Annotated in this window: 13 protein-coding genes; 8 read left to right on the forward strand and 5 right to left on the reverse strand. The window is 53.9% G+C overall.

The window, feature by feature from the left end:
* From fliQ to ACW14G_RS09265, 4 genes are read left to right on the forward strand one after another with little or no spacing between them, the layout of a single operon-like run.
* Complete coding sequence (gene fliQ, locus ACW14G_RS09250) at positions 1-273, forward strand: flagellar biosynthesis protein FliQ (RefSeq protein WP_167574731.1); 273 nt, start codon at positions 1-3, stop codon at positions 271-273.
* Between the two features lie 6 nt (positions 274-279).
* Positions 280-1,053 carry a flagellar biosynthetic protein FliR gene (fliR, locus tag ACW14G_RS09255; protein ID WP_249022564.1) on the forward strand — a complete coding sequence of 258 codons (774 nt, stop codon included), beginning with the start codon at positions 280-282 and terminating at the stop codon, positions 1,051-1,053.
* Entirely contained in the window at positions 1,053-2,186 is a 1,134-nt protein-coding gene (gene flhB / locus ACW14G_RS09260) for a flagellar biosynthesis protein FlhB (RefSeq protein WP_167574729.1), read from the forward strand. The genes fliR and flhB overlap by 1 nt, the downstream gene beginning before the upstream one ends.
* Positions 2,173-4,269 (forward strand): flagellar biosynthesis protein FlhA, encoded by a 2,097-nt coding sequence (locus ACW14G_RS09265; RefSeq protein ID WP_167574728.1) that lies wholly within the window; start codon positions 2,173-2,175, stop codon positions 4,267-4,269. Before flhB ends, ACW14G_RS09265 begins: the two co-directional genes overlap by 14 nt.
* A gap of 55 nt (positions 4,270-4,324) precedes the next feature.
* Here the strand turns inward: ACW14G_RS09265 and ACW14G_RS09270 are convergent, their stop codons facing one another.
* Positions 4,325-5,314, reverse strand: a complete 990-nt coding sequence (locus ACW14G_RS09270; protein ID WP_167574727.1) for a lysozyme inhibitor LprI family protein — start codon at positions 5,312-5,314, stop codon at positions 4,325-4,327.
* Positions 5,315-5,481: 167 nt separating this feature from the next.
* On the opposite strand from ACW14G_RS09270, the gene ACW14G_RS09275 reads away from it, so the two are divergent.
* Entirely contained in the window at positions 5,482-5,739 is a 258-nt protein-coding gene (locus ACW14G_RS09275; RefSeq protein ID WP_249022563.1) for a hypothetical protein, read from the forward strand.
* 101 nt (positions 5,740-5,840) lie between these two features.
* On the opposite strand, the gene ACW14G_RS09280 is transcribed toward ACW14G_RS09275, so the two are convergent.
* The 4 genes from ACW14G_RS09280 to ACW14G_RS09295 form a co-directional block, all read right to left on the reverse strand.
* Positions 5,841-6,803: a LacI family DNA-binding transcriptional regulator gene (locus tag ACW14G_RS09280; RefSeq protein WP_167574725.1), complete on the reverse strand. Its 963-nt coding sequence runs from the start codon at positions 6,801-6,803 to the stop codon at positions 5,841-5,843.
* 96 nt (positions 6,804-6,899) lie between these two features.
* Positions 6,900-7,205 (reverse strand): PTS N,N'-diacetylchitobiose transporter subunit IIA, encoded by a 306-nt coding sequence (gene chbA, locus ACW14G_RS09285; protein WP_064540875.1) that lies wholly within the window; start codon positions 7,203-7,205, stop codon positions 6,900-6,902.
* A gap of 22 nt (positions 7,206-7,227) precedes the next feature.
* Complete coding sequence (locus ACW14G_RS09290; RefSeq protein WP_223803649.1) at positions 7,228-8,553, reverse strand: PTS sugar transporter subunit IIC; 1,326 nt, start codon at positions 8,551-8,553, stop codon at positions 7,228-7,230.
* Between the two features lie 10 nt (positions 8,554-8,563).
* Complete coding sequence (locus ACW14G_RS09295) at positions 8,564-8,878, reverse strand: PTS sugar transporter subunit IIB (RefSeq protein WP_167574723.1); 315 nt, start codon at positions 8,876-8,878, stop codon at positions 8,564-8,566.
* 176 nt (positions 8,879-9,054) lie between these two features.
* Here ACW14G_RS09295 and ACW14G_RS09300 point away from each other — a divergent pair, with 176 nt between their 5' ends.
* The 3 genes from ACW14G_RS09300 to ACW14G_RS09310 all read left to right on the forward strand — a co-directional run.
* A complete protein-coding gene (locus ACW14G_RS09300; RefSeq protein ID WP_419057688.1) occupies positions 9,055-10,344 on the forward strand; it encodes a PTS sugar transporter subunit IIC in 1,290 nt (429 codons plus the stop codon).
* Positions 10,345-10,480: 136 nt separating this feature from the next.
* Positions 10,481-11,287 (forward strand): GDSL-type esterase/lipase family protein, encoded by an 807-nt coding sequence (locus tag ACW14G_RS09305; RefSeq protein WP_419057690.1) that lies wholly within the window; start codon positions 10,481-10,483, stop codon positions 11,285-11,287.
* The coding region (locus ACW14G_RS09310) for a glycoside hydrolase family 1 protein (RefSeq protein ID WP_455648567.1) at positions 11,284-11,828 on the forward strand (545 nt) is incomplete at its 3' end. The genes ACW14G_RS09305 and ACW14G_RS09310, both read left to right, overlap by 4 nt.

The raw sequence follows: 11,828 nt of genomic DNA on the forward strand, positions 1-11,828 counted from the left end.
ATGATGAACATGGACACCGCCGGTGACATCATGGCCTCCGGCATTCACCTCGTTCTGCTGATTTCCGCCGTGGCGATTGTCCCCAGCCTGCTGGTCGGCCTGTGCGTGAGTATTTTCCAGGCCACCACCCAGATTAACGAACAGACCCTCAGCTTCCTGCCGCGTCTGGTCGTCACGCTCGGGGTACTGATTTTCGCCGGGAAGTGGATGCTGACGCAGCTGGTCGATTTTACCGTCCAGATTTTCCATCAGGCGGCGGCGCTGGTGGGTTAAACCATTATGGGAATCGATATTCAGGCGCTGTGGACGCCAATCATGGCCCTGGTGCTGCCCTTCTTTCGCATCCTCGCCTTTTTACAGTTCGCTCCGGTGATCGATAACCGCGTCTTCTCACGGCGCATCAAAATCGGCACCGCGCTGGCGTTGACCATCATCATCACCCCGATGCTGCCCAACAACGTGGTGCTTCACGAACTGTTTTCACTGCGCGCCATCGTGCTGATTGGCGAACAGTTGCTGTGGGGATTCTTCTTCGGCATGGCGCTGCAGCTGGTGTTTGTCGCGCTACAAACGGCGGGGCATATTCTGTCGATGAATATGGGGCTGGGGATGGCGATGATGAACGACCCGGTTAACGGCAGCTCTACCACGGTGATTTCGCAGATTATCTACGTTTTCTGCGCCCTGCTGTTTTTCATTATGGACGGCCATTTGCTGCTGGTGACCATCCTGTTTAAAGGCTTTAGCTACTGGCCCATCGGCCAGGCCATCAACCAGCCGACACTGACGCTTATCGCTCAGGGGTTAGGCTGGATTATGGCCTCGGCGACGCTGATTGCGCTTCCGACGACCTTCGTCATGCTGATTGTGCAGGGCGGCTTCGGCCTGCTCAACCGCGTTTCGCCGACGCTAAACCTGTTTTCCCTTGGCTTCCCCATCAGCATGCTGTTTGGCCTGCTGTGTATTTCGATGCTGGTCACCAACATTCCTGACCACTATCTCAACCTGACTAACGAAATTCTGGCGAAACTCGACGCCATAAGGGTGCAGTAATGGCCTCCAGCGGAGATAAAAGCGAAAAACCCACAGCCGGGAAGCTGCGCAAGGCGCGGCAAAAAGGGGATATTCCCCGTTCAAAAGATTTAACCATGGCGGTAGGCCTGCTGGCCTCGTTCTTCACCCTGGCGACCTTCCTGCCGTACTACCGGTTGTTGATCGGCGAGTCGTTTGCCGCCGTCGGCACCATGGCAAAGGACCTCGATAACCCGAACGTCCTCAACCAGTTTCTGCTGCTGAATCTGTGGGTGCTGCTGCGCTTTATCGCCACGCTGATCCCCATCCCGCTGGCCTGCATCATCGCCAGCCTGGTGCCGGGCGGCTGGATTTTTACCCCGTCGAAGCTCAAACCCGATTTTAAAAAGCTCAGCCCCATCAGCGGCGTTAAACGTATGTTTTCCGCCAGCCACTACACGGAAGTGGGCAAGATGATGCTGAAATGCGCGACGATACTCGCCGTTGTCTACACGATGGTGCATGACCAGATGGATAGCCTGCTGCATCTCCAACGGCTGTATCTGTATCAGGCCATCGGCCAGGGTTTTGGCATTTTTCATCACGTTGTCAGCTATTTCATCGCCGTTATCGTGATTTTTGCCCTGCTTGATGTGCCGTTGAGCAAATTCATGTTCACCAAAAAGATGCGCATGACCAAGCAGGAAGTGAAGGAAGAGTACAAAAACAACGACGGTAACCCGCAGATCAAGGGTCGCATCCGCCAACTGCAGCGCCAGATGGCGATGGGGCAAATCTCGCGCACCGTGCCCGAAGCGGACGTGATTATCACTAACCCAACCCACTACGCCGTGGCGCTGAAATACGACCCGCAGAAAGCGGAAGCGCCGTACATCGTCGCCAAAGGCATTGACGACGTGGCGCTGTGGATACGTGAAGTGGGTGCCACTCATAAGGTTGAAGTGGTGGAGTTTCCACCGCTGGCGCGCGCGGTGTACTACACCACTCGCGTTAACCAACAGATTCCGGCGCAGCTGTTCCGCGCCATCGCTCACGTGCTGACCTATGTGATGCAGCTGAAGTCCTGGCGCGAAGGTCGTGCTGAGCAAAAACCCCGCCTGAACAGGCACATAGACATTCCTCAAGAGGTATTAAAAGCCAATGGCGAACAGTAAGATGCAAAACATGTTCGGCATGCTCCGCAAGGCGCAGATTGCCGTGCCTATCCTGCTTCTCTGCGTACTGGCGATGGTCATCCTACCGCTGTCACCGCTGATGCTGGATATCCTGTTTACATTCAACATTGTGCTGGCGGTCATCGTACTGCTGGTCGCGGTGAATATGCAGCGTCCGCTGGACTTTGCTATCTTCCCGACGCTGTTGTTAATCACCACGTTGATGCGTCTGACGCTGAACGTGGCGTCGACCCGCGTGGTGTTGCTGAATGGCCACCAGGGGGAAGGCGCAGCCGGTAAGGTGATTGAAGCCTTTGGCCAGGTGGTGATTGGCGGCGACTTCGTCGTCGGCTTCGTGGTGTTTATCATCCTGATGATCATCAACTTTGTGGTCGTCACCAAGGGTGCCGAGCGTATCTCCGAGGTTTCCGCACGCTTTACGCTGGATGCGCTGCCGGGTAAACAGATGGCGATCGACGCCGACCTGAATGCCGGGCTTATCAACCAGCAGCAGGCGCGAAGCCGCCGTCAGGAAGTGGCGAAAGAAGCCGACTTCTATGGCGCGATGGACGGGGCGTCCAAGTTTGTCCGCGGCGATGCCGTTGCCGGGATTATGGTACTGATCATTAACGTGATCGGCGGTATCTGTATCGGTATCTTCAAATACGATCTTGATGCCAGCCATGCGTTCCGTCAGTACGTTCTGCTGACCATCGGTGACGGTCTGGTCGCCCAGATTCCGTCCCTGCTGCTGGCGACCGCCGCGGCGATCATCGTGACCCGCGTCAGCGAAGGTAACGACGTCAGCGACGAAATCAAAACACAGCTGCTCTCCAAGCCAAAGGTGCTGTACACCGCGGCATTCGTGATGTTCATTCTGGCCGTTGTGCCAGGTATGCCGCACATCGCCTTCCTGAGCTTTACCGCCCTGCTGGTGTTCGCCGCCTGGCGGCAGAGCAAGGTGGTGCAGCCCGCGCCACAAGAGACGGACATGGAGGCCATCAGTGAAGCGTTGGCCCCCGATACCAACCCGGCGATTACCTGGGACAGCATTCCGCTGGTCGAGCCGATTGGCCTGAACCTTGGCTACAAGCTGGTCACCATGGTGGATGAGTCGAAGGGCAGCCCGCTGTCGCTCCGCGTGCGTGGGGTGCGGCAGGTGATCTCTGAACTGTGCGGCGTGCTGCTGCCGGAGATTCGCATTCGTGAGAACTTCCGCCTCAAGCCCGCGCAGTACGCCATTCACATCAACGGTATCCGCACCGCGCTGGGCGAAGTGAACGCCGAGAAGCTGATGGCCATACCCGGCACCGAACTGTACGGCGAAATCGACGGCGTGCTGGATACCGACCCGGCCTACGGCATGGCGATAGTGTGGATTGACCCGGAACAGAAAGCCAAAGCGCTGAACCTCGGCTATCAGGTCGTCGACTGCGCCAGCGTGGTGGCGACGCATGTCAACAAAGTCGCCCGCGAGCATTTGCCGGAGCTGTTTAACTACGACGATATCACCCATCTGCACGCCCGTCTGGCGCAGCAGGCGCCGAAACTGGCGGAGGATTTAAACGCCGCGCTCAACTACAGCCAGCTGCTGCGCATTTATCGCCAGCTGTTGCTGGAACAGGTGTCGCTGAAAGATATCGTCACCATCGCTTCAACGCTGCTGGAAAGCGCGGCGGTGACCAAAGATCCGGTGCTGCTCACCGCGGATGTACGCTACGCCCTGCGCCGCGCCATCGTGCATAACATTAACGGCGATCGCCCGCAGCTGGCAGCCTACACCATGGATAATCAGCTGGAGAATATGCTGCTCGGCGCGCTGAATCAGGCACAGCAGGCCGGCAAGGTGGCGCTGGACAGCTTCCCGGTTGACCCGAACATTCTGACCCAGCTGCAAAATACGATGCCGATGATTTACGAGCAGATGAAAGCGAAGAGTTTGCCGCCGCTGCTTCTGGTCACGCCGCAGCTGCGCCCGGTAATTTCACGTTATGGCCGCCTGTTTGCCAGCGGGCTGCACGTGCTGTCGTACAATGAAGTGCCGGACGACGCCGACCTGAACGTGGTGGGAACGCTGGCGTAACCTGCCGCCTGAGATGCCCCTCTCCCTTTTTACGGGAGAGGGAACGGACCGAAACTTACTGATCGAGGTAGCGCAGCTTCCATTCCGCTATCGTGCGCGGCATTTTGGCCAGATTGTTACCCTGGGTGCTGAAGTACGAGAACGCCAGCTTCCCTTTATCATCCGGCTCAACCCGCGCCGCCCAAATATTGCTGGCCGTGTACATGATAATAGCCGTACGGGTATTGGCCGCACCGCGCACCCACATCGACACTGCTGTAGCGCCGATATTATCTATATCTTCATGATAGATATAGATATTCGCTGTATCGACGAACTTTTGATAGTCGTCGCCAACCAACGTGCGGAAGCGTTCATCCATTTTAGGATCGGTGAAAATCTCCAGCGAAAGCAGCGTCGCCTTTGGCCGCGGATCCTGCTCTGACTTCAGGTAGCGCCCATCGATAAACGCGCCGTTAGGCATTGACAGGCGGCAGCCCCAGTCGGCATTGCTGTAGGCCTGAATCGCCCCGCTTTTACGCGGGATAAACAACACTTTGCACTTTTTGCTATCGACCATATCGTCGATCAGCACCATGCCGTTAATCTTGCGGGCTTCAGCGGTAAATTCATCCTTATTCTGTCCGGCCCAGATACGAATATCGGCGGTAATTGACCAGTCCGCGCTATGGCTGAATTGGATCACCCCGCCGCTCATATTCGCCGCGCTGGTGTTCCACCAACGGCCTTCCCACGCAAAGCCCGGCTGCGCTTCGGCAATTTTACTGATCCCGGAATAGTAAGCGCGCTCAATACAGCTGTCCGATGCACAGCTTTCCAGAGATTTCTCCCAGGCCTCATACTCCTGATGCACCTGACGCGCATCACGATACACCAGCATCGCGCGGTAAACGCTCGACATCGTGTTATCCAGCCAGCTCAGGTTATCGTTATTACAGATGGTATTTTCCAGCGGCGTCGAGGCGCGCTGGCAGTTCACCGCAAAAGCGCTGGAGGCGGAACATGCCGTAATAAGAATGAGTAAATTAATCAGGCGCTTAATCATTTAGGATACTTTTTAACCAGAGAGAGCGCTTATTCTGGCGAAAACAAACTTTTATTGCAATAAAACAGCATGAATTATTCACCGTTCAAATAATTAATCCATGCTTAAGTTGTAGCAATAAGCTGTCGCTTGTTTATTACGTGTGTTCTTTTTTGGATTATCACGTTATGAAGATAGACAGTAGTAATTACACGCTCTCGGTACTTTCTTCTTACTCTTCAACGGAAAACACCGAACGCAAACCGCTTGGTATCCTGCGTCACAGCGGCCAGTACTCTCCACAAGCAGGCAACTGGAAACTCTCCGACCCCACGCTTTCCGCCGTCGTCAGCCTACGTAGAGGCGATGTTATGCCCTATTACCAGGGTAAATCGGTAGCATGGGCATTAATTGAATATGATGTAACGGAACTGATGGAGAACTAATATTTAACTAACGTTTCACTTATTAGATATTTTAGCTTTATTTCTGTAACTCAATATTCTTTACGCGGTGAAAATAAGCCCTTCACCGCGTATCGATCATATTAACTAATATCGGCAACCGAGGACCGTGCCACCAGCCGCCCGGTGAATACACGCCCTTCGGGCATAAACAGGGAATGGCCGTCAATTAACGCGCGAATACGCTGCACGCAATGATCCAACAGTTGTTCGACGGGATAGGAAATGCAGGTCAGCGGCGGATAGACCAGCGATGCCAGCGGAGAGTCTTCCAGACTAACCAGCGACACTTCCTGCGGGATCGCAATATTGAATTCACGCAACAGGCGCATCGCTTCAGCGGCGTAGCAATCACGCTTGGCGATGATCGCCGTGTATTTCGTGAAGCTATTGATCAACGTCAGCAGCGCCTGTTCAATATTATTATTGGCCATCACCAGCAGTTGCCGATTAAACGGCAGGGAGAAATTTTGCAGCACGCTACGGTAGCCGTCGAGCATCTGCTTACTGGCGACGTCGTTTTCATTGTCTAACAACAGCGCAATATTACGGTGCCCTTTGCCCAGCACGTAGCGACAGGCGCTTTCGGTGGCAAACGCGTAGTTATAGCCCTGGCTGGCGCTGCCTTTTGCGGAGAACTCATCAAATGCGATGACATTGCTGGCCACATCACCGCTGTTACGGCCCAACGTCACCACGGCAACACACTGATGCTGCAGGCTTTCCACCGCAGCCTGCTGTTCAGCAGCGTCGTTGACGTACTGAATCATTAGCGATTTATTCAGCGATTTAACCGCCTGCGACAGCTGCGGTAATAGCGTCGCGCTAAACTCCGCTTCATACGCGGGCAGCACCATACCGACGTAGCTGGAGGTGTTGCTCGCCAAATTCTGTGCCGCAAAGCTTGGGCGGTAGTTTAGCTCTTCTACCGCACGTAATACGGCCTCACGGCTCTCTTCACGAACGCCACGCGTCCCCGTCAACACGCGCGAAACGGTGGCACGGGAAACGTTGGCTAACTTTGAAACATCATCAATAGTAGGCATGGTGTCGTCTGTATTACGGTTTTCTCCCTATAGTAACATAAATACGTACAGGTATTCGCCAACTCCCCGTCGCAGAGGCGCCGGGGAGTATGGGGTTTAATGGCGAGTGCGATAAAGCTCAATCAACTCACCCACCAGCTCTTTCGCAAGGATTGAGGTCATTAGATGATCCTGAGCGTGCACCATCACCAGCGTCATTTTGGTTTTCCCCTCGCCTTCATCGGCTTCAATCAGCTGAGTCTGCACCCGATGCGCTTCACGCGCATAATGCTGCGCCTGCTCCATCTTCTCATCGGCGTCGGCGAAATCGCCGGTTTTGGCGCTGTTCAACGCTTCGTAGCACAGGCTACGCGATTGACCGGCGTTGATAATAATCCCCATCACTTGTTCTTCTAAATCCATAACATCCTCTCAATACAACACATTACGCGGTCTCAGATTGCCCAACGCGGCTTTCGGCCCCGGCGTCGCCGGTTTCCTGCGACAGCAGCTGTTTCTCGTACGCCTTCAGGAACGGGTAGTACATGACGGCGGCAGTCACCATACAGATCAGGCACATAATGATCGGGCTGAATGACCAGTTTGCCGCCCACGATGCGCCGATAGGCGCTGGCGTGGTCCACGGCGTCATCGACACCACGCGGGAAACGAGGCCGAAGTCGAGGGCAAAGTAAGCCAGCGTGGCATTGACCATCGGTATCAACACAAACGGAATAAAGAACAGCGGGTTCATAATGATTGGCGCACCGAACAGGATCGGTTCGTTGATATTAAACAGCCCTGGCACCACGCCCATACGACCAATCGTCCGCAGGTGTACCGCCTTGCTGCGCATCAGCAAAATCGCCAGCGGAAGCGTGGAACCCACCCCGCCAATCAACAAATAGTGGTCCCAGAATCCCTGAACGTAGATGTGGGGAATCGCAGTGCCGGCAGCCATTGCGGCCTGGTTAACCGACAGGTTTGCCATCCAGAACGGGTTCATAATGCCGGTCACAATCAGCGCACCGTGAATGCCGGCAAACCACAGAATCTGGCACACCATGACTGACAGCAAAATGGCTGGCAGCGTATCAGATGCTGCAACCAGCGGTTTAACCAGCGACATGATCGCTTCCGGAATAATCATCCCCAGTTGCGCTTCAATAAGCAGATTCAGCGGATGCAGCGTCAGCGCTACCGCCAGAACGGGGATCAGGATTTCAAACGAACGCGCCACGCCGGTTGGGACTTCCGGTGGCAGACGGATGGTGATGTTATGACGGCGCAGGAAGGCGTACAGCTCGGTGGTGTAAATCGCCACCAGCAGCGCGGTAAAAATACCCTGACCGGAGAAGTAAGCGACAGATATCTGCCCATCCTTCAGCGGCGCGGCCACCAACAAAAAGCCCATCAGCGACAGCATGCCGGACGTCAGCGGGTCCAGTTCATGATGACGCGCCAGGCTTGCCGCCACCCCGACGGAGATAAACAACGTCATGATGCCCATACTGAAGTTAAACGGCAGCATCAGGCTTTCGCGGTGGTCCAGGGAGAACTGCAGCCATGCTCGCGCAAAGCTCCAACTGGTATCCGGCGAAAACGGTGGAAAGATAAACACCAGCATGAAGGAGCCGACGATCATAAATGGCAGCGCGAGGATAAAACCGTCGCGAATAGAAGTAACGTATTTTTGCTGGCCAATTGCTCCAGCCATTGGCGTGATTTTCTGTTCTATCACGCTGATTAATTTAGCGTACAGAGAGCTCATGCTTTATCCCTTAGTTATTGTTATCAATTAAGGACAGGGCAAAATCCAACACCGCGCCGCCTTTTTGCATGCCGTAGTCCATCATGTTGATCGGCTCGACCTTGATGCCGTAAGCGCTGGCTTTCTGCTGCAAATCTTTCTGCATGTATTTGACCTGCGGCCCCAACAGCACCACCTGATAGTGGCCCACCTGCTGTTCAAATTCGGCGACGCCAAACGCTTTGATATCGACCTCCAGACCGCGCTTTTGCGCCTCTTCCACCATCTTTTTCACCAGCAGACTGGTGGACATCCCAGCGGAACAACACAGCATAATTTTCTTCATGGAACACTCCTGACTGAGTAGTAACAATGAGCGGACTATAATCAGGAGGAAACAAAACGGAAAGCGCTTTCCATTTATGAATCCATTAAACGTGAGCAAGATCACCGGTTGCAGGCTTTTACTTTCCACAGATGTAAGCGATGATCCGCTCTTCATCGTCTGACATAGGGTTCATCATGAACATTCAGTTTATGAATGTTGCTGTGACGCTGATTGAGCAGCGCGTTACGCCTTTCGCCAATCTGCTGACCCGCAGCCCGCACATCACCGCCATGCGCGACAGTTTTGCGTTGGCTATGCCGTTCGTTATTGTGGGTAGCCTGATGGTGCCGCTGATCTTTCCCCCGTTCACGATGGACCCTGGCGCCTGGTATGGCGCGTGGTATCAGGCTCTTCGCCCGATGCTATTGCCAACCTTTGAACTGACCATAGGGCTGATCGCGCTGATTGTCGCCTTCGGCGCGAGCGCCAGCCTTGGCAAACAGTATCAACTCCCCGAACGGTTATGCGGGTTAACCGGCAGCCTGGCGTTTTTGCTGTTTATTGGTTTTAAAGAAAGCTATGGCGCCAATGTGTTTCTGGGTGGAATGGGGATCTTCAGCGCACTGATATCAAGCACCTATACCATTGAGATAATTAGATTTTTTTATCGAAAAGGGTGGTACATCCATCTGCCGGACGAAGTCCCGATAATGACCCGCAACGGCTTCCAGTTGCTGGCGCCGCTACTGGTTATCATGCTGTCGATTACCGCCATTAACAGCGGACTCAAAATCAGTACCGGCATGATTCTGCCGGAACTCATTAATGAAGCGCTGCGCCCACTCATCATTGCGTCAGACACGTTAACTGCACTACTTATCTCTTTATTTATCTGTAACTTGCTTTGGTTTGTCGGGATCCATGGTGCGCTGATTGTGACCGGCATTATGAATCCGTTCTGGATGACCTATCTGTTTGAGAATCAACAGGCTCTGGCGACAGGCACCCTACCGTTGCCGCATATCTATTTGCAGGGGTTCTGGGATTTCTATCTGCTGATTGGCGGTATAGGATCCACGCTGCCGCTGATTTTCATGGCACTCCGCAGTCGCTCCAGACAATTGAAAAGCATGGGGCGAATTGGCCTTATTCCCTCTCTGTTTAACATCAACGAGCCCATTCTTTTCGGTTTCCCGATTATTCTTAACCCTATATTTTTAATACCTTTTATCGGCGTTCCGATGATTAACGCCTGCATCGCCTGGTATCTGACGCATCTCGGCGTGCTCGACCGCGTCGTCGCCATGCTTCCCTGGTCAATGCCTGCGCCGCTGGGCGCGGCGTGGTCGGCAAACGGCAGCTGGAAAAACCTCTGCATGAGTCTGTTTGCCATTTTTAATTCCTGGATGCTCTATCGCCCATTTTTCAAGGTGTATGAGCAACAGGTGATCGACCGTGAGAAAGAGCTGGCAACAAAATTGTGAAGTGTATCCATAAAACGGAAAGCGCTTTCCATTTCTTCATGCTTTTTGTCTATCGCCGTGACACACTCCACTCAGGAGCTGGCTTTCGCGACAGCGAACCAGAGCATGAAGACAAAAGGATCCCGTGGAAGGTTTTATGAAAAAACAGATCATCATGTCGCTATTATTAATAGCCTCGCCGCTATACGCTCAAGAGAGCACACCACCAGCAGCGCCCATCAAAGAGGTGACCGCAGTGATTCCCTCAACTGGCTTTCCTGGGTTAGATCGTTATCGCCGCCAACAGGCGCCCATTTTCAGCGACGATTACGGGCAGCTTGCGCGTTATCGACAGCAGAATGCCGCATTAGCGCAACAGCCAGCAGATAACCGCGTGATCTTCTTCGGTGATTCCATTACTGATATCTGGAAGCTGGATCGTGATTTCCCCGGCAAGCACTATGTTAATCGCGGCATTGGCGGGCAGACTACCTCACAAATGCTGGTACGGTTTCGCCAGGATGTTCTTGATTTAAAACCCACTGTGGTCGTTATCCTCGCGGGAACCAACGATATTGCAGGCAATACGGGATACATCTCCGATAGCGATATTAAAGAAAATTACATGACCTTAAGCGAGCTGGCGAAACTTCACCACATTCAACTGGTGATGGCCTCTATTCTGCCTGTCCATAACTATACCGACAGTTCAAAAGAGCTCTATGCTCAGCGTCCTACAGAACGAATTAACAACCTGAATCATTGGCTAAAGAACTGGAGCGAAGCAAACGGCTTAATCTGGCTTGATTACGCTTCCGCACTGCAGGACGACGCCGGAAAGCTCAGCAGACAATATTCGGACGACGGCGTTCATCCTAACGAAAATGGCTTCAAAGTTATGGCCCCCCTGGCAGAACAAGCGGTGAACGCAGCCTTACAGAAACAGCAACAGGAGAAACTATGACCGTCTATTCGTTTCCAGACCACTTCTTCTGGGGCGCCGCCGCCTCGGGCCCGCAAACCGAAGGCGCAGAGGGTAAACCTCATCGTTCCATCTGGGACAGCTGGCACGCCGCGCAGCCGGAGCGCTTTTACCGGGGAATCGGCCCTGAGACGGTCTGCAATACGCTGCACCGTTACAAAGAAGATGTCGCCCTGATGAAGCACATCGGCTTTAACTCATTTCGTACCTCTATTCAGTGGTCGCGGCTGATCGACGATCTGGAAACCGGCGAGCCGAACGCCGAGGCCGTCCGCTTCTACAACGACTATTTCGACGAAATGATCGCTAACGGCATCGAACCGATGGTTAACCTCTACCATTTTGATATGCCAGAAGATTTGCAAAATCGCTACGGCGGCTTCGAGTCAAAACACGTGACCGATCTGTTCGCCCGTTTTGCCGCCACGGCGTTTCGCCTGTTCGGCCATAAAATCAAATACTGGATAACCTTCAACGAGCCGATTGTGCCGGTGGAAGGCGGCTATCTGTATGACTTCCACTA

Source organism: Kluyvera sp. (assembly GCF_965301105.1).

Excerpts from the sequence above, each read along its gene's own strand:
- ACW14G_RS09275 (WP_249022563.1), top strand. The coding sequence starts at position 5,482 with ATGAAGATAGACAGTAGTAATTACACGCTCTCGGTACTTTCTTCTTAC.
- fliR (WP_249022564.1), top strand. The coding sequence starts at position 280 with ATGGGAATCGATATTCAGGCGCTGTGGACGCCAATCATGGCCCTGGTG.
- fliQ (WP_167574731.1), top strand. The coding sequence starts at position 1 with ATGATGAACATGGACACCGCCGGTGACATCATGGCCTCCGGCATTCAC.
- flhB (WP_167574729.1), top strand. The coding sequence starts at position 1,053 with ATGGCCTCCAGCGGAGATAAAAGCGAAAAACCCACAGCCGGGAAGCTG.
- ACW14G_RS09305 (WP_419057690.1), top strand. The coding sequence starts at position 10,481 with ATGAAAAAACAGATCATCATGTCGCTATTATTAATAGCCTCGCCGCTA.
- ACW14G_RS09280 (WP_167574725.1), bottom strand. The coding sequence starts at position 6,803 with ATGCCTACTATTGATGATGTTTCAAAGTTAGCCAACGTTTCCCGTGCC.
- chbA (WP_064540875.1), bottom strand. The coding sequence starts at position 7,205 with ATGGATTTAGAAGAACAAGTGATGGGGATTATTATCAACGCCGGTCAA.
- ACW14G_RS09270 (WP_167574727.1), bottom strand. The coding sequence starts at position 5,314 with ATGATTAAGCGCCTGATTAATTTACTCATTCTTATTACGGCATGTTCC.
- ACW14G_RS09290 (WP_223803649.1), bottom strand. The coding sequence starts at position 8,553 with ATGAGCTCTCTGTACGCTAAATTAATCAGCGTGATAGAACAGAAAATC.
- ACW14G_RS09295 (WP_167574723.1), bottom strand. The coding sequence starts at position 8,878 with ATGAAGAAAATTATGCTGTGTTGTTCCGCTGGGATGTCCACCAGTCTG.
- ACW14G_RS09300 (WP_419057688.1), top strand. The coding sequence starts at position 9,055 with ATGAACATTCAGTTTATGAATGTTGCTGTGACGCTGATTGAGCAGCGC.
- ACW14G_RS09265 (WP_167574728.1), top strand. The coding sequence starts at position 2,173 with ATGGCGAACAGTAAGATGCAAAACATGTTCGGCATGCTCCGCAAGGCG.